18 protein-coding genes are annotated in these 21477 nt (G+C 60.0%); 11 read left to right on the top strand and 7 right to left on the bottom strand.

Going from position 1 to position 21477, the window contains the following annotated elements:
• Positions 1-38: 38 nt before the first annotated feature.
• The 3 genes from AB4N76_RS12885 (at position 39) to rhtB (ending at position 3278) form a co-directional block, all read left to right on the top strand.
• Positions 39-1949 carry an ATP-binding cassette domain-containing protein gene (locus AB4N76_RS12885; protein WP_460164521.1) on the top strand — a complete coding sequence of 637 codons (1911 nt, stop codon included), beginning with the start codon at positions 39-41 and terminating at the stop codon, positions 1947-1949.
• Positions 1949-2530: a mechanosensitive ion channel family protein gene (locus tag AB4N76_RS12880; RefSeq protein ID WP_077431057.1), complete on the top strand. Its 582-nt coding sequence runs from the start codon at positions 1949-1951 to the stop codon at positions 2528-2530. Before AB4N76_RS12885 ends, AB4N76_RS12880 begins: the two co-directional genes overlap by 1 nt.
• 115 nt (positions 2531-2645) lie before the next feature.
• Positions 2646-3278 (top strand): homoserine/homoserine lactone efflux protein, encoded by a 633-nt coding sequence (gene rhtB, locus AB4N76_RS12875; RefSeq protein WP_046032239.1) that lies wholly within the window; start codon positions 2646-2648, stop codon positions 3276-3278.
• A 101-nt stretch (positions 3279-3379) separates the two neighbouring features.
• Here rhtB and AB4N76_RS12870 read toward each other — a convergent pair whose 3' ends face one another.
• Genes AB4N76_RS12870 through AB4N76_RS12855 form a run of 4 tightly spaced genes read right to left on the bottom strand, consistent with a single transcriptional unit; the run spans position 3380 to position 6509 of the window.
• Positions 3380-4123, bottom strand: coding sequence for a penicillin-binding protein activator LpoB (locus AB4N76_RS12870; RefSeq protein ID WP_460164520.1), 744 nt, complete (start codon positions 4121-4123; stop codon positions 3380-3382).
• A 3-nt stretch (positions 4124-4126) separates the two neighbouring features.
• Positions 4127-4717, bottom strand: a complete 591-nt coding sequence (gene lpoB, locus AB4N76_RS12865; RefSeq protein WP_460164610.1) for a penicillin-binding protein activator LpoB — start codon at positions 4715-4717, stop codon at positions 4127-4129.
• A gap of 23 nt (positions 4718-4740) precedes the next feature.
• Positions 4741-5100: a YcfL family protein gene (locus AB4N76_RS12860; protein WP_460164519.1), complete on the bottom strand. Its 360-nt coding sequence runs from the start codon at positions 5098-5100 to the stop codon at positions 4741-4743.
• Entirely contained in the window at positions 5091-6509 is a 1419-nt protein-coding gene (locus AB4N76_RS12855) for a COG3014 family protein (RefSeq protein WP_460164518.1), read from the bottom strand. Before AB4N76_RS12855 ends, AB4N76_RS12860 begins: the two co-directional genes overlap by 10 nt.
• A 167-nt stretch (positions 6510-6676) precedes the next feature.
• Here AB4N76_RS12855 and AB4N76_RS12850 point away from each other — a divergent pair, with 167 nt between their 5' ends.
• Together AB4N76_RS12850 and AB4N76_RS12845 are read left to right on the top strand one after the other, a co-directional pair.
• The gene (locus AB4N76_RS12850) at positions 6677-8575 is read left to right on the top strand and encodes an FTR1 family protein (RefSeq protein WP_460164517.1); all 1899 of its coding nucleotides are present in this window, start codon (positions 6677-6679) and stop codon (positions 8573-8575) included.
• A gap of 109 nt (positions 8576-8684) precedes the next feature.
• Entirely contained in the window at positions 8685-9140 is a 456-nt protein-coding gene (locus AB4N76_RS12845; RefSeq protein ID WP_460164516.1) for a YaiI/YqxD family protein, read from the top strand.
• A gap of 27 nt (positions 9141-9167) precedes the next feature.
• Here AB4N76_RS12845 and elbB read toward each other — a convergent pair whose 3' ends face one another.
• Entirely contained in the window at positions 9168-9836 is a 669-nt protein-coding gene (gene elbB, locus AB4N76_RS12840; protein ID WP_046032244.1) for an isoprenoid biosynthesis glyoxalase ElbB, read from the bottom strand.
• Between the two features lie 114 nt (positions 9837-9950).
• Between elbB and AB4N76_RS12835 the strand changes: the two genes are divergently transcribed.
• A complete protein-coding gene (locus AB4N76_RS12835; RefSeq protein ID WP_046032245.1) occupies positions 9951-11186 on the top strand; it encodes a sterol desaturase family protein in 1236 nt (411 codons plus the stop codon).
• Here the strand turns inward: AB4N76_RS12835 and AB4N76_RS12830 are convergent.
• Positions 11167-11799, bottom strand: coding sequence for a DedA family protein (locus AB4N76_RS12830; protein WP_046032246.1), 633 nt, complete (start codon positions 11797-11799; stop codon positions 11167-11169). The two genes, AB4N76_RS12835 and AB4N76_RS12830, sit on opposite strands and share 20 nt — an antisense overlap.
• Positions 11800-12274: 475 nt before the next feature.
• Here AB4N76_RS12830 and hemB point away from each other — a divergent pair, with 475 nt between their 5' ends.
• Positions 12275-13309 (top strand): porphobilinogen synthase, encoded by a 1035-nt coding sequence (gene hemB / locus AB4N76_RS12825; protein WP_460164515.1) that lies wholly within the window; start codon positions 12275-12277, stop codon positions 13307-13309.
• Positions 13306-15528 carry a polyphosphate kinase 1 gene (gene ppk1 / locus AB4N76_RS12820; RefSeq protein ID WP_460164514.1) on the top strand — a complete coding sequence of 741 codons (2223 nt, stop codon included), beginning with the start codon at positions 13306-13308 and terminating at the stop codon, positions 15526-15528. The genes hemB and ppk1 overlap by 4 nt, the downstream gene beginning before the upstream one ends.
• Positions 15529-15670: 142 nt before the next feature.
• Here ppk1 and ppx read toward each other — a convergent pair whose 3' ends face one another.
• The gene (gene ppx / locus AB4N76_RS12815) at positions 15671-17173 is read right to left on the bottom strand and encodes an exopolyphosphatase (protein WP_046032249.1); all 1503 of its coding nucleotides are present in this window, start codon (positions 17171-17173) and stop codon (positions 15671-15673) included.
• A gap of 284 nt (positions 17174-17457) precedes the next feature.
• On the opposite strand from ppx, the gene trxA reads away from it, so the two are divergent.
• The 3 genes from trxA (at position 17458) to AB4N76_RS12800 (ending at position 21443) form a co-directional block, all read left to right on the top strand.
• Positions 17458-17787, top strand: a complete 330-nt coding sequence (gene trxA, locus AB4N76_RS12810; protein WP_003206727.1) for a thioredoxin TrxA — start codon at positions 17458-17460, stop codon at positions 17785-17787.
• A gap of 247 nt (positions 17788-18034) precedes the next feature.
• On the top strand, positions 18035-19294 hold the full coding sequence (gene rho / locus AB4N76_RS12805; protein WP_007942421.1) for a transcription termination factor Rho: 1260 nt from the start codon (positions 18035-18037) through the stop codon (positions 19292-19294).
• 145 nt (positions 19295-19439) lie between these two features.
• The gene (locus AB4N76_RS12800) at positions 19440-21443 is read left to right on the top strand and encodes an acyltransferase family protein (protein ID WP_046032250.1); all 2004 of its coding nucleotides are present in this window, start codon (positions 19440-19442) and stop codon (positions 21441-21443) included.
• The last annotated feature ends 34 nt before the right edge of the window (positions 21444-21477 follow it).

Below are 21477 nucleotides of genomic sequence, written 5' to 3'. Positions count from 1 at the left end.
GCCAGTTGCGAGCGAAGCTGGTAGACTCCGCCGCCATTATGATTCGACTTCAGAACCTGACTTTACAGCGTGGCCCTCAACGTCTGCTAGAAGACGCCGAGCTGACCCTGCACGCCGGCCACAAAGCCGGCCTCATCGGTGCCAACGGCGCCGGCAAATCGAGCCTGTTCGCCTTGCTTCGGGGCGAACTGCACCCGGACTCGGGTGATTGCTTCCTGCCGGCCGACTGGCGCATCGCCCACATGCGCCAGGAAGTCGATACGCTCGAACGCCTGGCGGTCGACTACGTGCTCGATGGCGACCTGCGCCTGCGCCAGGTGCAACGCGACCTCGCCGCAGCCGAAGCGGCGCATGACGGTGCCGCTCAGGCCCGCTTGCACGCGGAACTCGACAGCGCCGACGGTTACACCGCCGATGCACGGGCCCGCAAGTTGCTGGCCGGCCTCGGATTCACCAACGAGCAGATGGATCGCCAGGTAGGAGATTTCTCTGGTGGTTGGAGGATGCGTCTGAACCTGGCGCAAGCTTTGATGTGCCCCTCGGACTTGTTGCTACTCGACGAACCGACCAACCACTTGGACCTCGACGCCATCATCTGGCTCGAAGAGTGGCTCAAAAGCTACCCCGGCACGTTGATGCTGATTTCCCACGACCGGGACTTCCTCGATGCCGTGGTCGATCACGTGGCTCACGTCGATCAACGCAAGATCACCCTGTACCGCGGTGGTTATAGCGCCTTCGAACGCGCCCGCGCCGAACGTCTGGCCCAGCAGCAGCAGGCCTACGAGAAGCAGCAGGCGCAACGTGCGCACATGGAAAGCTACATCGCCCGCTTCAAGGCCCAGGCCACCAAGGCCCGTCAGGCCCAGAGCCGGATCAAGGCACTGGAACGGATGGAAGAACTGTCCGCCGCCCATGTCGATTCACCGTTCGATTTCGTTTTCCGCGAATCAGTAAAAATCTCCAGCCCGTTGATTGACCTCTCCGACGCCCGACTGGGTTACGGCGAGCGGGCCGTGCTGGAGAAGGTCAAGCTGCAACTGACCCCCGGTGCGCGGATCGGTTTGCTTGGCCCGAACGGTGCCGGTAAATCGACCCTGATCAAAAACCTTGCCGGTGAACTCGAGCCGTTGTCCGGCCGACTGACCCGTGGCGAGAACACCGTCGTCGGCTACTTCGCCCAGCATCAGCTGGACTCACTCGACTCCAAGGCCAGCCCGTTGCTGCACCTGCAGCGCCTGGCGCCGACCGAGCGCGAGCAGACCCTGCGCGACTTCCTTGGCGGTTTCGACTTCCGTGGTGCACGCATCGATGAGCCGGTGCTGAACTTCTCCGGGGGCGAGAAGGCCCGGCTGGCACTGGCGTTGATCGCCTGGGGCCGACCGAACCTGTTGCTGCTCGATGAACCAACCAACCACCTGGACCTGGAAATGCGCCTGGCGCTGACCATGGCCCTGCAGGAATTCAGTGGCGCGGTACTGGTGGTCTCCCACGATCGCCATTTGCTCAAAAGCACCACGGACAATTTCTACCTGGTGGCGGACGGCAAGGTCGAGGAGTTCGACGGCGACCTGGAAGACTACACCCGTTGGCTGGTCGACTATCGCCAGCGCAATGCGCCGGTCAGCAACACGCCGGTCAACCCGGACAAAACCGACAAGAAGGCCCAGCGTCAGGCCGCTGCTGCGTTGCGTCAGCAACTGGCGCCGCACAAGCGTGAGGCCGACAAGCTGGAAGCCGAGCTTGGCAAACTGCACGAGAAACTGGCGAAGATTGATGCCAGCCTGGGTGACAGCGACATCTACGAGCCGGCGCGCAAGAACGACTTGCGCGACCTGCTGGCCGAACAGGCCAGGTTGAAGGTGCGCGAAGCCGAACTGGAAGAAGCCTGGATGGAAGCGCTTGAACTGCTGGAAAGCATGCAGGCCGAGCTGGAGGCGCTGTCTTGATGGAGGCGTTCAAGCTGCCGTTGCCGGCAGTCTGGATCGAACCCCTCTGGCTGGTCGTGCAAATCCTGCTGATTCTGCTGGCTGGCTATTTCACCCAGCGCTTCGTTGCCAAAGGCCTGACCCGACTGGGCGAGCGCTATCCGTTTCCGCCGCAGTTGCTGATGCCGCTACGCGGTGGATTGCGCTGGCTGATTATGGGCAGTGCGCTGATTTTCGTGCTGGAGCGCCTCGGGGTGTCGGCCACGGTTCTGTGGACCGCGCTGTCGGGCTTCGTTGCGGTGGCGGCGGTGGCGTTTTTCGCCATGTGGAGTGTGCTCTCCAACCTGCTGTGCGCGATCCTGATTTTCACCGTCGGCCCGTTTCGCCTCGGCGACGTGGTCGAGTTGGTGGACACCACCGACAAGCCCGGCGTCAAAGGCCGGGTAGTGGCGATCAATCTGCTTTACACCACGCTGATCGAAGCGGAAGAACTTGGCACCGGCAGTGCCATGGTTCAAGTGCCCAACAGCCTGTTCTTCCAGCGCTCGGTTCGACGCTGGCGCGGTACGGATGTATTCCCCTCGAGCGGTTTCGAAAAATAGCCGGGATGCCGACCACGCTGGTCGGCAGCCGCAATATCCTGCAAAAAATTGATGGTCATCAGCCCAAAGCCGCATTAGCTTAGACGTCTGTCACGAGTCTGAGTCGAGGTGTGCAATGGAGCTTCAAACATGGCTGGCGTTTTTTGCAGCCTGCTGGGTGATCAGTCTGTCACCCGGTGCCGGCGCCATTGCGTCGATGTCCAGCGGTCTGCAATACGGTTTCTGGCGCGGTTACTGGAACGCACTGGGCCTGCAATTGGGCCTGGCGGTGCAGATCGCGATTGTCGGCGCCGGTGTGGGCGCGATCCTCACCGCTTCAGCCTCGGCCTTCTATGCGATCAAATGGTTCGGCGTGGCGTACCTGGTTTACCTCGCCATCAAGCAATGGCGCGCGCTACCCAGCGACATGAGCGACGATGCCGCAGTGCGTCAGATTGGCAAGCCGATGGCGCTGGTGTTCCGCGGTTTCCTGGTCAACATCAGCAACCCCAAGGCGCTGGTGTTCATGCTGGCGGTGTTGCCGCAGTTCATTGATCCGCATGCACCGCTGCTGATCCAGTACCTGATCATTGGTGTGACCATGATCTGTGTTGATCTGATCGTCATGGCCGGTTACACCGGGTTGGCGTCCAAGGTGCTGCGCCTGTTGCGCACCCCTAAGCAGCAAAAACGCATGAACCGTACCTTTGCCGGGCTGTTCATCGGCGCGGCGGCGTTCATGGCGACATTGCGTAAAGCCGCGGTGTAAAACCCGCGGACATAAAAAGGCGACCTCTTCAGGTCGCCTTTTTCATTTCCGTTATCGTTCCCGCGCAGAGCGTGGGAGCGTGGGAGCGATCAGGCGGGTGCTCAACGCAGAATCACCGGCGCGGTATCCGGTGGCAGGTCGTTGCGTGGCTCCGCCGGCCCCGATGACTGATCGCTGCCGTCCCCGAGCTGTTCGCTCAATTGCCGCGCCACATCCTCGCCCAAAGACCTCGATACTTCGCGCACCACCCGAGGCCGGTTCAGTGAAACGTGGATGTCCCGATCATTCACCAGCTTGGTGTCCTGAGCCTCACCCATGGCGGTGAAGGCCGAGGTGATCTCGTAGGTCCTGGTATTGATCAGGCTGAAGTCCGCCACCAGAGTCAGCGCCAACACTGCTGAATAGCTGTCGGTATTGGCCAGTTCGTTCATGTCCTGGGTGAAGTCGATGTCTGACAGCGTGCCAAACAATACGTAGTCGGCCCCCTTGAAATGGCCGGCCTTGATGCGTTCGATCACGTCATACACATGGGTTTTGGTGCTGACGGTGTAGGGCGTCCCCTGAATCAGCTGGAACATCCCGGTCTTGAGCATCTGACCTTTGATGTCCCCGCTGAATCGGCGGATTTCGGTCTGTTCCAGGTAGCTGTTCTGCGTCGTGTACTCGTCATGACGGGACGAGCCGCTGGCGCCGTAATAGTCCTGCTGATGATCGTCCCGGGCCGAAATCACGTGGACGTATTGATCCACGCTGGCCTCATAGGCAATGTCAGTGACCGCGATTTTCGGGGCCGCCTGAACGCCCAGGGCGCCGGTCAGGGCCATGATGCCAATCCATGCACGCATTGCTCAGCGCTCCGTGGTCTTGCGGATTTCTTTTTCGTCCATCCAGTCGGCCAGCCCGCTTTCGACGTCGATCAATTGCAGGCTGAACGTGTAGAAGACGTCCTTGTAATCGTTGCTGCGCTTGACGATTGAGCTGATCGACCCTTCCAGGCGATAGCGAGCGGCGATCATGTTGCCGGTTTTAGCCACGGTACTTTTCTTGTACAGGCCGCTCTGGTTTTGCAGTTTGAGGTGATCGACCTGGCTCTGCATGTCGGTGTTATCGCTGGCAAAGCGTGCAGTGCCGGAGCGCATCAGTTGGGTCTTGATTGACGTGGTGATGTCGCGAGTGTCGATGTACTCGCTGGTCTTGTTCCGCACGTCGTACACCTGAACCACTGGGCGACCCTTCAGGACCCCGGACTGGGCGAGCGAGCGGGTCATGCTTTCAGCGATCATCTGCAGGTCGGTGGAACCGAATTCGTTGGTCACCAGTTCCACGGCTTTCGGATCACCGTAACTGATGTTGCCGCTGCCCAGCACCGGCGAGTGATTGGCCGCGCAGCCGCCGATCAGCAGGAGGCAGAGGGCGAGGGACGAAACACGTACAAGCATGGGCGTGGTCTCAAGTGGACGGTTCATGGCGTGTTGATTTCCAGGCGAAAGTCCACGGCTTGTGGTACCGGGGCGATGGCCGGCAGGAAGCTCGTCTGCTCGGCGTACAGGGTCAGGCTTTTCCAGGACTCGGCTTCGACCACTGGAAAACCTTCGGGGCCGAGCCATAGATAGCGGTAGTAGAGCGTCCGGTTATCGGTATCGGTGTTGCTCAGCTGCGTATTGACCGTCAGGAACCCGTTTTCCCGAGCCATGCGCATGGGACCGATAGCCAGGCTCTCAATCGGGCCGGTGGCCATGACTTTACTGGCTGCAGTGGGCGGCGCGGCGGCGCAGCCGGCCAACAGGGCCAGCGCGATAACGACGAAGCATTTCAATCCCATGGGGCGCTCCATTCAGGGTTGAGCACGGCTGGTGACAGCCTGCGGTGTTGGAGGGGGGCGAGATCCAGGGCGACATCGGCGGCGAAAACCCGGTTATTCACCGCGCGCAGGCTGAAGGCTTGATGGGTCTGACCGATCTTGAACCTGACCGGTGGGCGCTCCGGCGCATTGGGCAGGGTCAGTTGATGCTCGCCTTTCTTGAGGCGCAGGCGAGCGACGTATGTTTTGTCCGGCAGCGTGCGCCAGCCTCGTGTGTCGGCATCCTCTCGCTGGGTTTGCTGCAAGAGGGTTTCTTCAAGTTTCTCGGGCCTGTGCTTTTTCAAATAGGCCAGGTACTCGACGTTGGACCGGGCGCGATGAAGCGTGCGCTCAATGATGCCCGGCATGTCGTCACGCAAGGTGCGCCGCGACATGTCGCCATAACTGTTGAGCAACGTCAGTTTCTGTTTTTTTCCATCCACAGTGATGAAGTCCACGGGCGGTGTGGACGTGTCAGGGACGAGGATCGGGAACGACATGTTGGTGATGTAGGTTTCGCCCTCGACGTCCACCGAAATCGGCACACGCACGGAGTTGCGTGCAGGGGCGAGGCCTGTTTGCACGATCAGCAGGACATCACTTTCACCGGCCTTGAGCGGCGATTTGTCCAGGTTACGCAGCGCCTGTTCAAGCAGCGGCGTGTTGGGGCGCAACTCCACGGCTTTGCGATAACCCGGTGCGGCGAGGTCTTTTTCACCCAGCGTTTCATAGACGAAACCTGCCAGGTAATGACTGAACGCACTTTGGTAGCTGTTTTTCAGCGCAATGACTTCAGGTGCATCTAGGGTCGCCACCGGGTAGCCCTGGAGGTTCTGGTATTTCAGGGGCACGCCTTGCTCCTGGGCCTGGGTTTCCAGTGCCAGGTATTGCTTGTCGCGCTTATCGGCGATGGTTGCTTCACGCTCGTGGGTTTTCTTGATCATCACCCGAGCGAGGTCGGGTTGGGCGCTGGACAGGCACGTCAGAGCCATTTGCGTGGTCAGGGCGACCTTCTCGAAGTCGTAGCCATCGTACAAACGCACTTTGTCATTGGCGCCGTAACTATTGAACTCGGTGAATGCTTTGAAAGCGCCGAATCGTGGCGAGTTTTCCCACCCCTCAATCAGCCGGTCGGCGTAATCCCAACTGGCGTAACTACCGGTCATATCGCCAGTGAGCCGCAGCAGTTCGCCCTTCTCAAAGTTATAGAGCAGGTCGCCCGGGGCAATGGGGTTGTTTCGATCCAGTACAGCAACGGCGGCGTCGATCTGGCCGGCTTTGAAATAGTCGAGGGTCTCGCTCAGCTCCGCGTTGTAGTCCCGCATGGTAGGGCAACCGCTCAGTAGCAAGCATGCACCGAGCACAAACATGAAGCGCAGGCGAGTAGCCATTTGCAGTGTGTCTTCCTTGAAGAAAAGCCGCCAAGAGGCGGCACACTGTAGAGCGCAATGATGGCACTTTGTTCCGCGGCTGCTGGCCTCAGTTGCAGACAAAGCTTGAGTGAAAGTGATTGGGAGGGAACAATGTGTTACTTCGTATTACCAATTGAGATTCATTCATGACTGCCCCGTCCCGTTTTCCGGCCTGGCTGGTGTTCCCGTTGTTTGCCTTGTGCAGTTTCAATCTGCTGGCCGACACCGTGGAAGGCGCGCCGCAAGCGTTGCACTTGCTTGATTACATCAGCGCGGACTACCCGCAAACCGTACAAGCGGGCAAGGTGATTGATGAGTCCGAGTACCGCGGGCAGCTGGAATCCATCAAGACGTTGCAGGGCCTGATTGCGGCGATGCCGGCCAAGCAGGAGAAGGCGGGGTTGGAGCAGGGCGTGAGCTCGCTGCGCAGTGCCGTCACTGCCCGTCAGGAAGGTGCGGACGTGGCCCGTCAGGCGCGGCAACTCGGTGCGAAACTGGCCGTGACTTATGAAGTCAGTCAGGCACCGATCATTACGCCGGACCCGACCCGTGGTGCGCCGCTGTATGCCCAGCATTGCTCGGTTTGCCACGGTGATGCGGGCGCTGGCGACGGCCCGGCGGGTGTCGGGCTGATGCCACCACCGTCCAATCTGCGAGATACGACGCGCCTGGATCATCTGAGCCTCTACGCGCTCTACAGCACCGTGGGCCTGGGTATTGAAGGCACCGACATGCCGGCTTTTGCCGATCAACTTGATGATCGTCAGCGCTGGGACCTGGCCACCTACATCGCCAGCTTCAGCGCCGACCCGGCGGCTGCAACATCCGAGAAGACCTACAACATCGCCGACCTGGGGCGTCAGACGCCGGCAGAAGTGCAGGCCGCCGACGGTCCACAAGCCGCTGCGACATTCCGTGCGCAGCGGGCGCAACCGCCGCAGGTCAAGCGTGGCCCGGCGCAGTTGCTCGACTACACCGCTGCCACCCTCGACAAAAGCATCGCGGCCTACCGCGCCGGCGATCACGATCAGGCCTATGACCTGTCTGTCGCCGCGTATCTGGAAGGTTTCGAACTGGTCGAAAGCTCCCTGGACAACGTCAATGCCGTCGTGCGCAAAGACACTGAAAAATCGCTGATGGCCTACCGTCAGTCGTTGCAGGACGGGTTGCCGGTGGCAGAAGCCGAGCAGCGCCTGAACACGGCCAAGGCCAAGTTGAAGGAATCCGCTGACCTGTTGGGCAGCGATGGTTTGAGTTGGTCGCTGAGCTTCATTTCCGGTTTGCTGATTTTGTTGCGCGAAGGTCTGGAAGCGATTCTGGTGTTGGCTGCGATCCTGGCGTTCCTGCGCAACACTGGCCAGCAATCGGCCGTGCGCAGTGTCAATGTCGGCTGGGGACTGGCGCTGTTGGCCGGTCTGGGGACGTGGGCGCTGGCTGCATACGTGATCGATGTCAGCGGTTCGCAGCGCGAATTGCTGGAAGGCGCGACGGCGCTGTTTGCCTCGGTCATGGTGCTCTGGCTTGGCGTGTGGATGCACGACCGTCGTCACGCTGCGGCGTGGCAGGATTACATCAAGAGCAGTTTGGTGGGCGGCGGCGGCCGTTTCGGCTTTGCGATCCTGGCGTTCTTCTCGGTGTATCGCGAGTTGTTTGAAGTGATTCTGTTCTACGAAACCCTGTGGTTGCAGGCCGGACCTGCAGGGCACAACGCGGTGCTGGCCGGCGGCGGGACGGCGCTGGTGTTGCTGGTGGTTTTGGCGTGGGTCATCTTGCGTGGTTCGGCGAAGCTGCCGCTGGCGTTGTTCTTCAGCATCAACGCCGGCCTGTTGTGCGCGTTGTCGGTAGTGTTCGCCGGGCATGGCGTGAAGGCGTTGCAGGAAGCGGGGATCTTCGGTACCCGGCCGGTGCCGTTCTTTGATTTTGACTGGCTGGGGATTCACGCGGATGCCTATTCGCTGGGCGCTCAGGCGGTGGCGATCATTGCGATCATCGTGTTGTACGGTCGCAGTTGGGTGGCCGAGAAGCGTCGGGTGCAGGTTTCCTAAACAACATTCGCTGCGCTCACAATCGCGGGCAAGCCATGCTCCCACGGGTTTAGGGTTAACCTTGTGGGGGCGAGGCGGCTCGCGATTTTTTTTGAAAGAGGAAAACACAATGCGTGTCTGGATCGACGCCGACGCCTGCCCACGGGCGGCCAAGGATCTGGTGGTGAAGTTCGCCCTCAAGCGCCAATACGAAGTGGTGCTGGTGGCGGGGCAGCCGCAGATCAAACCGGGGCTGGCACTGGTGAAGTTGATCGTGGTGCCGAGTGGCCCGGACGCCGCCGATGATTACCTGGTGGAGCACGCGGTGCCGGGTGAGCTGGTGATTTGCAGCGACGTGCCGCTGGCGGATCGTCTGGTCAAGAAGGGAGTTGCCGTACTGGACCCGCGTGGCAAGGAGTTCGATGCGCAGAACATGGGCGACCGGCTCGCGGTGCGCAACCTGTTCACCGACTTGCGTGAACAGGGGCAGATGGGCGGCGGGCCGGCACCGTTTGGCGAACGCGAGAAGCAGGCGTTCGCCAATGCACTGGACCGGATACTGACGCGGCTTACCCGCAAGCCCTGAGCCGTACCGAGAACCTGTGGGAGTGTGTCAGGCGTCGTTTTCGTGGGTCAGTTCGAGCACGCGGTCGACCATTTTGTTGATGCCGGACGCCGCTTCGCTGATGCTTTGCGCCAGCATGTAGGCCGGTGTACACACCAGCTTGCGCGCCTTGTCTTCGACGATTTCAGTCACGGCGCAATCGGTGTGGGTGGCGCCCATTTTGTTCATGACCGCAGCGGTCTCGGCATCATTGCCGATGGTGCAGTTCACTCCTGGCCCATAGATCTTCGCCGCCAGCGCTGGCGAAATACACATCAAGCCCACTGGTTTTCCAGCCTCGGCAAAGGCTTCGGTCAGCGCCAGGACATCCGGTTGCACGGTGCAACCGGCGCCTTCGATGGCGAAGTTCGACAGGTTCTTCGCCGAGCCGAATCCCCCAGGAACGATCAACGCATCGAAGTCGTCGACGTCGGCCTCGCGAATGTCCTTGATGTGGCCGCGAGCAATCCGTGCCGACTCCACCAACACGTTGCGTGACTCGGGCATCTCTTCGCCGGTCAGGTGATTGATCACATGCAATTGCGCGATGTTCGGGGCAAAGCACTGCACCTGAGCACCACGCTGGTCCAGTCTCAGCAGGGTAATCACGCTTTCGTGGATTTCGGCGCCGTCGTACACGCCACAGCCGGAAAGGATCACTGCAATTTTTTTGCTCATGGGCTTTTCTCCAGATTCATGGCGTTAAATGTCCACTAATTTGTCGCTCGTTGCCATAGGGTTAATTCGCGGCTACACCTAGCATCTGTCCTCGGATTCCGATCAGGGCGCGTCATGGACTTCATTCTGTATGCAGTGCCGTTTTTCTTTGCGCTGATCGCTGTCGAACTGCTGGCCGACCGTTGGCGCGGGGTCAGCCATTATCGCGTGGCGGATGCGATCAACAGCTTGAGCACTGGCGTGCTGTCGACCACTACGGGCCTGTTGACCAAGGGTGTCGGGCTGGTCACCTATGCCTTTGCCCTTGAGCATGTGGCGCTGTTCCAGTTGTCGGCCGAGAGTATCTGGGTCTGGGTGTTTGCCTTCGTCCTCTACGACTTCTGCTACTACTGGCTGCATCGTATGGGGCACGAGCGCAATATCCTCTGGGCGGCGCACTCGGTGCATCACCAGAGCGAGGAGTACAACCTGTCCACGGCGTTGCGCCAGACCAGCACCGGCTTCTTGCTGAGCTGGATTTTCTACCTGCCGATGGCCGTGCTCGGCGTGCCGCTGCTGGTGTTCGTCAGCGTGGCGGCGCTGAATCTGCTGTATCAGTTCTGGGTGCACACCCGGCACATTCCCAAGCTCGGCTGGTTCGAATGGTTCTTCGTGTCGCCGTCCAATCATCGGGCTCACCATGCACAGAACGCTCTCTACATGGATCGCAACTACGGTGGGGTGTTCATTATTTGGGACCGCCTGTTTGGCTCGTTCCAAGAAGAAGACGACAACGAACCGGTGATTTTTGGCGTGACGACGCCGTTGGCGAGCTGGAACCCGCTGTGGGCAAACCTGCAGTTCTATGTGCAGTTGTGGGATGACGCGCGGCGCGCCGAGAGCACGTGGGACAAGCTGCGGATCTGGTTTATGCGCACCGGTTGGCGGCCGGCGGATGTGGCGGCCAGCTACCCGATGAACAAGCCTGAGTTGAGCCAGTTCCGCAAGTTCGAGGTGCCGCTGGACGGTCGTCAGCAACTGTATGTGGCGTTGCAGTTTTGCGCCTACATCGCGTTGGGCAGCTATTTGATGAACCTGGAACGGAGCCTGCCAACCGCCGCCTTGGTGCTCGGCTGGAGTGCGGTGGCGCTGGGGTTGTTTGCCTTGGGCGTGGCCCTGGAGAATCGCCCGTGGGCGTTGACGCTGGAGCTGCTGCGGCTGGCATCGAACGTGCCGCTGGTGTGGCTGGCGCCGGTGGTCGGGTTGTGGCCGGCCAGCACGGTGGGCTGGATCGGCCTGCTCAGTTACAGCGTGTTGAGCGCTATCGGTCTCTACTGTTGCACAAACCGCTTCACTCGCTTGGCGTCTTAGTCGCTTCGACGGTAGCCTGTCTGGCTTTCAAGGCTTGCTCCTCGGCGTATATCTTCTTCGCCAGACGCGCATTTTTGAACCGTCGGCGCAGCCACAGGCCAAGACCCAGCACCAGCAAGGCGCCGAGTACCCACAATTCATATTTCTTGACGCTGCCGAGCATGCCTTCCAGTACGGCGCCAAAGTGGTAGGCCGCCGCCGCCAGGGCCGCCGCCCAGATCGCGGCCCCAATCCCGTTGAGCAGCAGGTAACGTCCCGGTGGATAGCCTGACAGGCCGATGGCCACTGGCATCACCGTGCGCAAACCGTAGACAAAGCGGAAGCTCAGCACCCAGATGTCCGGGTGCTTGCGGATGTGCTCCAGCGCCCGGTCGCCCATCATTTGCCAGCGCGGCTTGCGTGCCAGCAGTTTTCGCCCGTGCTTGCGCCCCAGGAAGTACCACAGCTGATCGCCGGCATAACTGCCGAAGAACGCCACGACCACCACCAGGTTGATGTCCATGTATCCGCGGAACGCGAGGAAGCCTGCGAGCACAAGAATGGTTTCGCCTTCGAAGAACGTGCCGAGGAACAAGGCAAAGTAGCCAAAGTCATGCAGAAATTGTTGGAGCATTGTCTGGGTGCTGGCGAAATGAACGCGCAGCCTAACCCTTCGTGCACATTCATGAAAGTGTCCAAATGTGTCTCGACGTGAACATTTCCTACAATGACAATGGAATGCGACTATAGGGGGTGTTCTCAATTAGTTTCCCTGCCGCGCCGGGTCTGCTGTTGCGCAGGGCAAGGCGCGAGAAGCGTGGTTTGGTCATTCCAAATAAGCTTCGAGCAACGCAGCCCTGCGCAACAGCCGGCCCGGCCCTTCGGGTTGTGCCTTAAAGCGGGCCAGGCTGCGTTGCAGGCCTTGGAAAGGGAACAACCATTCCCAGCGGCCTGCGCCTTGCCTGGCCCGCTTTAAGGCGACAACGCGACGGGGAAACTAATTGAGAACGCCCCCTAGTCACAGGGGTGCACATAACTGTCATGCGTTGGTCATAATGGTCGCTTATAACTGTCACGCTCGCCCGTAAGCGCGGGCTCAGGAGTCTGCCGTGAGCTTTACCCCCGCCAACCGTCTATTCCCCGCAACCCGCCTGCGCCGCAACCGTCGTGATGATTTTTCGCGTCGACTGGTCCGTGAAAACGTTCTGACCGTTGATGACCTGATCTTGCCGGTGTTTGTGCTGGACGGTGAAAACCGTCGTGAAGCGGTGACTTCGATGCCGGGCGTCGAACGCCTGACCATCGACCTGTTGCTGGAAGAGGCGGCCAAATGGGTCGAACTGGGGATTCCTGCGCTGGCACTGTTCCCGGTGACACCGCCTGAGCTCAAATCGCTGGACGCCGCCGAAGCCTGGAACCCCGAAGGCATTGCCCAGCGCGCCACTCGCGCGCTGCGGGCGCGGTTCCCGGAGCTGGGTGTGATCACCGATGTTGCCCTCGATCCGTTTACCACCCACGGTCAGGACGGCATCCTCGACGAAGAAGGCTACGTGCAGAACGACATTACCGTCGACGCACTGGTCAAGCAGGCCCTGTCGCACGCTGAAGCCGGTGCACAGGTGGTGGCTCCGTCCGACATGATGGACGGTCGCATCCAGGCAATCCGCGAAGCCCTTGAGGTGGCCGAGCACGTCAATGTGCGCATCATGGCCTACTCGGCGAAGTACGCCAGCGCCTATTATGGTCCGTTCCGTGATGCGGTCGGTTCGGCGCTGAACCTGGGCAAGGCCAACAAGGCCAGCTATCAGATGGACCCGGCCAACAGCAACGAAGCCCTGCACGAAGTGGCGGCGGACTTGTCAGAAGGTGCGGACATGGTCATGGTCAAGCCAGGCATGCCCTACCTGGACATCCTTTACCGGGTCAAAGAAGAATTCAAAGTGCCAACGTTTGTTTACCAAGTCAGCGGCGAATACGCCATGCACATGGCGGCAATCCAGAATGGCTGGTTGAGCGAGGGGGTTATTCTCGAATCCCTGACCGCTTTTAAACGTGCAGGCGCCGATGGCATCCTGACTTACTTCGCCGTCCGTGCCGCTCAATTGTTACGAGAGCAAAATAGCCCTCCCAGGAACATTTCATGAATACCGAAGGACTCACTGAAGTTGCTGTAAAAGAGGCTCAACCCGTGGTCGAGCAAATCGCCGAAACCCCACCGGAGCTGGAGCCCGCTCCGCCCGTGGTGGTGGCCGAAGCCGCCGCAGCGGCGCCAGCGATTGCCATTCCCGGACTGGATGACAGCAGCCTGTACATCCATCGCGAGCTCTCGCAACTGCAATTCAACATCCGCGTGCTGGAACAGGCGCTGGATGAGTCCTATCCATTGCTTGAGCGGCTGAAGTTTCTGCTGATCTTCTCCAGCAACCTGGACGAGTTCTTCGAAATTCGTGTGGCAGGTCTTAAAAAGCAGATCACCTTCGCCCGTGAACAAGCCGGCGCCGATGGTCTGCAACCGCATCAGGCCCTGGCCCGCATCAGCGAACTGGTACACGGTCACGTTGACCGCCAGTACGCGATCCTCAACGACATTCTGTTGCCGGAACTGGAAAAACATCAGGTCCGCTTCATCCGTCGCCGCTACTGGACGGCCAAGCTCAAGACTTGGGTTCGCCGTTACTTCCGCGACGAAATCGCCCCGATCATTACGCCGATCGGTCTCGACCCGACGCACCCGTTCCCGTTGTTGGTGAACAAGAGCCTGAACTTCATCGTCGAGCTCGAAGGCGTTGACGCCTTTGGTCGCGATTCCGGTCTGGCGATCATCCCGGCGCCGCGTCTGCTGCCGCGGATCATCAAGGTGCCGGAAGAAGTCGGCGGCGCCGGCGACAACTATGTGTTCCTGTCGTCGATGATCCACGCCCACGCCGATGATCTGTTCCAGGGCATGAAGGTCAAGGGCTGCTACCAGTTCCGCCTGACCCGAAACGCCGATCTGGCACTGGACTCCGAGGATGTCGAAGACCTGGCGCGCGCATTGCGCGGCGAGCTGTTCTCCCGTCGTTATGGCGATGCGGTGCGTCTGGAAGTGGCCGACACCTGCCCGAAACACCTGTCCGATTATCTGCTCAAGCAGTTCAACCTGGGCGAGACCGAGTTGTATCAGGTCAACGGTCCGGTGAACCTGACGCGCCTGTTCAGCATCACCGGCCTGGACAGCCAGCGCGAACTACAATATCTGCCGTTCACCCCGCAGATCCCGAAACTGCTGCAAAACAGCGAAAACATCTTCAGCGTGATCAGCAAGCAGGACATCCTGTTGCTGCACCCGTTCGAATCGTTTACCCCGGTGGTCGACCTGCTGCGTCAGGCCGCCAAGGACCCGCACGTGTTGGCTGTGCGTCAGACCCTGTACCGCTCCGGCGCCAACTCGGAAATCGTCGATGCGCTGGTGGATGCGGCGCGTAACGGTAAAGAGGTCACGGCGGTCATCGAGTTGCGTGCGCGATTCGACGAAGAGTCCAACCTGCAACTGGCCAGCCGTCTGCAAGCGGCCGGTGCGGTAGTGATCTACGGTGTGGTCGGCTTCAAGACCCACGCCAAGATGATGCTGATCCTGCGTCGCGAGGCGGGCGAAATCGTCCGTTACGCACACTTGGGCACGGGCAACTACCACGCTGGCAACGCCCGTCTGTATACCGACTACAGCCTGCTGACCTCCGACGACGCCTTGTGCGAAGACGTCGGCAAACTGTTCAGTCAGTTGATCGGCATGGGTAAAACCCTGCGCATGAAGAAGTTGCTGCACGCGCCGTTTACCCTGAAGAAGGGCATGCTCGACATGATTGCCCGGGAGACGCAGTTCGCCCTCGACGGCAAACCGGCGCACATCATCGCCAAGTTCAACTCGCTGACCGATCCGAAGATCATCCGCGCGCTGTACAAGGCCAGTCAGTCCGGGGTACGTATCGACCTGGTCGTGCGCGGCATGTGCTGCCTGCGTCCAGGCATCGCCGGGGTTTCGCACAACATCCACGTACGTTCGATCATCGGCCGCTTCCTGGAACACACCCGGGTCTTCTACTTCCTCAACGGCGGTGACGAGCAGATGTTCCTGTCCAGTGCCGACTGGATGGAGCGCAACCTCGACAAGCGCGTCGAGACCTGCTTCCCGGTGGAAGGTCGCAAGCTGATTGTACGGGTCAAGAAAGAGCTGGAGCTTTACCTCACCGATAACACCCACAGCTGGAGCCTGCAGTCGGACGGTCGATACATCCGTAACACACCGACCGGCAACCAGAACCCGCGCAGCGCCCAGGCGACGTTGCTGGAACGTTTGGGCAGTCCGATCCTGACCGTGCGTTAACGCGAACCCGGTGGGCAAAAAAAGGGCGATCCATGTGGATCGCCCTTTTTTTCACCTGCCTCCCTGTAGGAGCACAGCTTGCTGGCGATGACGTCCGTTAGATCGCCATCGCCAGCAAGCTGTGCTCCTACAGAAGGGTGTTTTAGCGTGCGTTCAGGACTATGTCGACGCGGGTGAGCCATTCCGCTTCAATGGCGAAGTCGGCCTGGGTCAGCTGGTTGTCGTCCAGCCATTTGTCCGGGAATACCACTTCCAGGCTGTTGCCATTGGCTTTCAATTCCACCTGAGGCATTTGCTGGGTACCGCGGATGTGATGGAACAGGATCGCAAAGCGCAGCAGCACGCACAGACGGATCAGCTTGGTGCCGTCATCGCCGATCTCGGCGAATTTGTCCTTGGGAATATTGCGTCGGTGACCGCGCACCAGCAGCGCCAGCATTTGCTGGTCTTCGCGAGAGAACCCGGCCAGGTCCGAGTGCTCGATCAGGTAGGCGCCATGCTTGTGGTACTGATAGTGGGCGATGTCCAGTCCTACTTCATGGACCTTGGCAGCCCAGCCGAGCAGTTCACGCCAGACACCATCGTCCAGGTCCCAATCCTCGGCCACTTGATCGAAGGCGTGCAGCGCCTTGCGCTCGACCCGCGCCGCTTGTTCCAGGTCGACGTGATAACGCTCCATCAGCGAACTGAGTGTGCGTTCACGGACGTCTTCGTGATGATGACGGCCCAACAGATCGTAGAGCACGCCTTCACGCAGGGCGCCTTCGCAGTGGTCCATGCGTTGCAGTTCGAGCGAGTCGAAAATCGCTTCGAGAATCGCCAGGCCCGCCGGGAAAATGGCCCGGCGGTCGGGCTTGATGCCGTCGAAGTCGATTTTCTCGACGTCGCCGAGCTTGATCAGCTTGCGTTTGAGCCAGGCCAGGCCTTCGGCATTCACTTCACCCGTACCGTGGCCGCCGGCCTTCAGTGCCAGGCCGATGGCGCGAATGGTGCCCGAGGAGCCAATGGCTTCATCCCAGGTCAGGCGATGCAGGGCATGCTCGATGCTCATGATCTCCAGCCGCGCGGCGGTGTACGCCTGGGCGTAACGGGCCGGGGTGATTTTGCCATCCTTGAAATAGCGCTGGGTGTAGCTGACGCAACCCATTTGCAGGCTTTCGCGCAGCAGCGGTTCGAAGCGCTGGCCGATGATGAATTCGGTACTGCCGCCGCCGATGTCGGCCACCAGGCGCTTGCCCGGGGTGTCTGCGAGGGTGTGGGAGACGCCAAGGTAGATCAGGCGCGCTTCTTCACGACCGGAGATGACTTCCACCGGGTGGCCGAGAATTTCTTCGGCGCGGCGGATGAATTCGGCGCGGTTGCGCGCTTCACGCAGGGCGTTGGTGCCGACGATGCGGACGGCGCCCGGGGGCATACCGTTGATCAGTTGGGCAAAACGCTTGAGGCAGTCGAGCCCGCGCTGCATGGATTCTTCGTTGAGGTGGCGTTCTTCGTCGATGCCTGCGGCCAGTTGAACCTTCTCCCCGAGACGCTCGAGAATACGGATTTCGCCGTTCTGGGCCTTGGCCACGACCATGTGAAAGCTGTTGGAGCCCAGGTCTATTGCGGCGATCAGGGACAGATTCTTGGCTTGGGATTGCGGCATGGTCAGGGGGTCTCGGTCGATAACCTCGACATCGTGCCACGATCAAAGGCTGGCGCCAACGCGCAGTGTTCAAAGCCTTGATCCAGCACAACCTTGTGGCGAGGGGCTCGCCCCGTTGAGCGGCGAAGCAGCCCCCCTCGCCACGAATTCTCGCCAGGCAGGGATATGAGCTATACCCAAACTCATGCAGCACCATAGCGAGACTCAATCATCTGCACCTTCCTGAACAAGGGAAGGGCAGCTATGATGGGCCACGTTTTTTTGCTTACAACCTGGAGACTTCCATGAGCAGCGATCTTATCAAACACGTTAGCGACGCTAGCTTCGAGGCCGACGTACTCAAGGCCGAAGGCGCTGTACTGGTCGACTACTGGGCTGAATGGTGCGGCCCTTGCAAAATGATCGCTCCTGTTCTGGACGAAATTGCTGAAACCTACAAAGGCAAGCTGACTGTTGCCAAATTGAACATCGACGAAAACCAGGAAACCCCGGCCAAGCATGGCGTGCGTGGTATCCCGACGCTGATGCTGTTCAAGAACGGCAACGTTGAAGCGACCAAGGTCGGCGCGCTGTCGAAGTCGCAACTGGCTGCCTTCCTCGACGCCAACATCTAAGCGTTGATCAAAGCGTCATCAAAAAGGCCCCGCATATTGCGGGGCCTTTTCGTTATTGAGGGCTAGACGCTCCGAAACTCAGGTGGTACATTCGGCCCCGCACTGGTTTCTCCATTGCCCCCCTGCTAGCCGTCGCCGACGCACTCCTTTTCGAATAAGTACGCGATCCTGTCGCCTTCTCCGCGGCGCGGCCTCATTAAGCCAAAAGCTTAATTTCCCCCTCCATAAATGATTACGTCATTCCTATATGAATCTGACTGAACTCAAGCAAAAGCCGATTACCGAACTGCTCGAATTGGCCGAACAGATGGGCATAGAAAATATGGCCCGTTCGCGCAAGCAGGACGTGATTTTCTCCCTGCTCAAAAAGCACGCTAAAAGCGGCGAGGAAATCTCCGGTGATGGCGTGCTGGAGATTCTCCAGGACGGCTTCGGCTTCCTGCGCTCCGCTGACGCTTCCTATCTCGCAGGTCCAGACGATATCTACGTCTCGCCGAGCCAGATCCGCCGCTTCAACTTGCGCACCGGTGACACCATCGTTGGCAAGATCCGTCCTCCAAAGGAAGGCGAGCGTTATTTCGCGCTGCTCAAGGTTGATACGATCAACTACGATCGTCCCGAGAACGCGAAAAACAAGATTCTCTTCGAGAACCTGACCCCGCTGTTCCCGACTGTGCGCATGAAGATGGAAGCCGGCAACGGTTCCACCGAAGACTTGACCGGTCGTGTCATCGACCTGTGCGCCCCGATCGGCAAAGGCCAGCGCGGTCTGATCGTTGCACCGCCGAAAGCCGGTAAAACCATCATGCTGCAGAACATTGCGGCAAACATCGCCCGTAACAACCCGGAAGTTCATCTGATCGTGCTGCTGATCGACGAACGTCCGGAAGAAGTGACCGAAATGCAGCGCACCGTGCGCGGCGAAGTGGTTGCCTCTACGTTCGACGAGCCGCCAACCCGTCACGTGCAGGTTGCCGAGATGGTGATCGAGAAGGCCAAGCGCCTGGTCGAACACAAGAAAGACGTGGTGATCCTGCTCGACTCCATCACCCGTCTGGCCCGTGCCTACAACACCGTGATCCCGAGCTCCGGCAAAGTGCTCACCGGTGGTGTCGATGCCCACGCCCTGGAGAAACCGAAACGTTTCTTCGGCGCCGCGCGGAACATCGAAGAAGGCGGTTCGCTGACCATCATCGCCACCGCGCTGGTTGAAACCGGCTCGAAGATGGACGAAGTGATCTACGAAGAATTCAAAGGCACCGGCAACATGGAACTGCCTCTGGATCGCCGTATCGCTGAAAAACGCGTCTTCCCGGCCATCAACATCAACCGTTCCGGTACCCGCCGCGAAGAGTTGCTGACGGCCGACGACGAGTTGCAGCGCATGTGGATCCTGCGCAAGCTGCTGCACCCGATGGACGAAATCGCCGCCATCGAGTTCCTGGTCGACAAGCTGAAAACGACCAAGACCAACGACGAGTTCTTCTTGTCGATGAAGCGCAAGTAAGACGGTTTACAAGCCGCTAAAAATGGCGTCCTTCGGGACGCCATTTTTTTTGCAAAAAAAGGGAGGTTTGTGGTGACGATTGGTCAGTACAAAAGCGAATTGGGCGTGCGACCCCAATAATTTCAACTGATTGGCTTTCTTGCTTATGACCACGCTTGCATATCGAAGAGACATCGACGGCTTACGCGCTATTGCCGTGATTGCGGTGGTGTTGTTCCATTTCGGTGTTCCTGGCTTCACCGGCGGTTTCGTCGGTGTAGACATCTTTTTTGTGATTTCCGGCTACCTGATCACCTCGATTATCTGGAATCAGCGACAGGCCGGGCGCTTCAGCTTTGTCGATTTCTGGGCCGGTCGCGCGCGGCGAATCCTGCCCGCGCTGTTCGTGATGATCGCTGCCGTGCTCGCAGTCGGCTGGTTCCTGCTGGCGCCCAAGGATTACGAAGAGCTGGGCCGCTCGGTGCGCTACCAGGTGATGTTCGTCTCCAACCTCTTGTTCATGCGTCAGGATGGTTACTTTGATGTGGCTTCCGACCTCAAGCCGTTGCTGCATACGTGGTCGCTGGCGGTTGAGGAGCAGTTCTACATTGTTTTTCCGTTACTGCTGATCCTGCTGTCGAGTCGCCTGAACCATTGGCGACTGGCGCTGTTCGCCGTGTTGCTGGTGTCGTTCGGGCTCAGTGTGTGGGCCGTTGCGCATCACCCTGAAAAAGCATTTTTCCTGTTGCCGATGCGTGCCTGGGAGCTGTTGGCCGGTGGCATGCTGGCCGTTGCGCCCAGAAGCCAGTGGCGTCTGACAACGATGTGGGCACAAGCGATCAGCCTGGCTGGCTTGGCGCTGATTCTGTTGGCGGTGTTGTGCTACGACAAAAGCACGCCATTTCCCGGTGCTGCGGCATTGCTGCCGACACTCGGTGTGGTCGCGCTGATCCGGGCCAACGGGCATCAGCCAACATTTGTCGGCAGACTGCTGGCCAGTCGTGTGCTGGTCGGTCTCGGGCTGATTTCCTATTCCTGGTACTTGTGGCACTGGCCGGTGTTTGTTTTTGCCAACTACGCCAGTCTTGATGAGCTTGGCCCCTTCGATATCACAGGATTGATCTTGCTCAGCCTCGTGTTGGGTTATCTGTCGTGGCGATTTGTCGAGACGCCGTTTCGCGAGCGGCGGTTGTGGGCGGGGCGCCGGCAGATCCTGCTTGCCGCCACGTGCGGTGTGCTGGTGCTCGGCCTGGCCGGTCAGGCATTGCGCTGGACCGATGGATTACCCACGCGCTTATCTGAACAGGCCCTTCAATACGCCAAAGCGAAGGAGTGGCGGCCGGAACTGATGCGCTGCCTGGCCGACGACAAAACCCCGGACGACCAACTCTTTTGTCACTACGGCACGCCAACGCCGACCGTTTCAACGGCGCTGGTCTGGGGTGACAGTCATGCCACCGCACTGATCCCGGTGTTCGATGAGGGCGCGCACCAGCACGGTGTCGGTGTGATGCTCGCCAGCTCCCCCGGCTGCATCCCGGTTGAAGGGCTTGAGCATGAAGCGCAGTGTGCCCGGTTCAATCGCCGGGTCGAACAAGCCTTGACCCGGCAATCGGTCGGCGATGTGGTGCTGGTCGCGCACTGGAGTCTGTATCTGTATGGCGATGTGAAAGGCGATCTTGGTCATGTCCTGACGGACGCCCGTGGCCGTTATGACCGCGCCATCGCCGAGCAACAATTGGCCGAAGGATTACAGACGACCGTGCGGCAGCTACGAGAGGGTGGGCATCGCGTCTGGCTGGTAAAGGAAGCGCCGCTGCAAACCTTCAGTCCGCCTTATCGTCTCAGCCGCCTGGCGATGCTGCATCGCCCGACCGACGACGTGGGGCTGGCGGTGACAGAACACCTCAAGCGCCAAGCGTTCATCAGTCAACTGTTCACGCAACTGGCGCAAGCCAACCCGGGTGTGACGGTGGTGGATCCGGCGCCGGTGCTGTGTGATGAAGCGGGGCTTTGCCGCGCCGAGCTCGGTGGTCAGTCGTTGTACACCGACACCAATCACCTGTCCGAGGCCGGTGCGCGGTTCATCGCCCCGGTCCTTGAACCGTTGTTCAGGCGCTTGCAAGCCCGGGCAGCACTGGGTAATGGCAATGCGAATGCAGCCAACTGAGCAGCGATAAGCTGCCAGCGGACGGCAGAGCAGG

The sequence above is a fragment of the Pseudomonas sp. S2_F03 genome (genome assembly GCF_054668335.1).
The sequence above is the reverse complement of the archived record's forward strand: the minus strand, read 5'-3'. Positions and strand labels throughout refer to the sequence as shown.

Coding starts and splice junctions, on each gene's coding strand:
- AB4N76_RS12885 (WP_460164521.1), top strand. CDS start 39: ATGATTCGACTTCAGAACCTGACTTTACAGCGTGGCCCTCAACGTCTG.
- AB4N76_RS12880 (WP_077431057.1), top strand. CDS start 1,949: ATGGAGGCGTTCAAGCTGCCGTTGCCGGCAGTCTGGATCGAACCCCTC.
- rhtB (WP_046032239.1), top strand. CDS start 2,646: ATGGAGCTTCAAACATGGCTGGCGTTTTTTGCAGCCTGCTGGGTGATC.
- AB4N76_RS12870 (WP_460164520.1), bottom strand. CDS start 4,123: ATGCGTGCATGGATTGGCATCATGGCCCTGACCGGCGCCCTGGGCGTT.
- lpoB (WP_460164610.1), bottom strand. CDS start 4,717: ATGCTTGTACGTGTTTCGTCCCTCGCCCTCTGCCTCCTGCTGATCGGC.
- AB4N76_RS12860 (WP_460164519.1), bottom strand. CDS start 5,100: ATGGGATTGAAATGCTTCGTCGTTATCGCGCTGGCCCTGTTGGCCGGC.
- AB4N76_RS12855 (WP_460164518.1), bottom strand. CDS start 6,509: ATGGCTACTCGCCTGCGCTTCATGTTTGTGCTCGGTGCATGCTTGCTA.
- AB4N76_RS12850 (WP_460164517.1), top strand. CDS start 6,677: ATGACTGCCCCGTCCCGTTTTCCGGCCTGGCTGGTGTTCCCGTTGTTT.
- AB4N76_RS12845 (WP_460164516.1), top strand. CDS start 8,685: ATGCGTGTCTGGATCGACGCCGACGCCTGCCCACGGGCGGCCAAGGAT.
- elbB (WP_046032244.1), bottom strand. CDS start 9,836: ATGAGCAAAAAAATTGCAGTGATCCTTTCCGGCTGTGGCGTGTACGAC.
- AB4N76_RS12835 (WP_046032245.1), top strand. CDS start 9,951: ATGGACTTCATTCTGTATGCAGTGCCGTTTTTCTTTGCGCTGATCGCT.
- AB4N76_RS12830 (WP_046032246.1), bottom strand. CDS start 11,799: ATGCTCCAACAATTTCTGCATGACTTTGGCTACTTTGCCTTGTTCCTC.
- ppk1 (WP_460164514.1), top strand. CDS start 13,306: ATGAATACCGAAGGACTCACTGAAGTTGCTGTAAAAGAGGCTCAACCC.
- ppx (WP_046032249.1), bottom strand. CDS start 17,173: ATGCCGCAATCCCAAGCCAAGAATCTGTCCCTGATCGCCGCAATAGAC.
- trxA (WP_003206727.1), top strand. CDS start 17,458: ATGAGCAGCGATCTTATCAAACACGTTAGCGACGCTAGCTTCGAGGCC.
- rho (WP_007942421.1), top strand. CDS start 18,035: ATGAATCTGACTGAACTCAAGCAAAAGCCGATTACCGAACTGCTCGAA.
- AB4N76_RS12800 (WP_046032250.1), top strand. CDS start 19,440: ATGACCACGCTTGCATATCGAAGAGACATCGACGGCTTACGCGCTATT.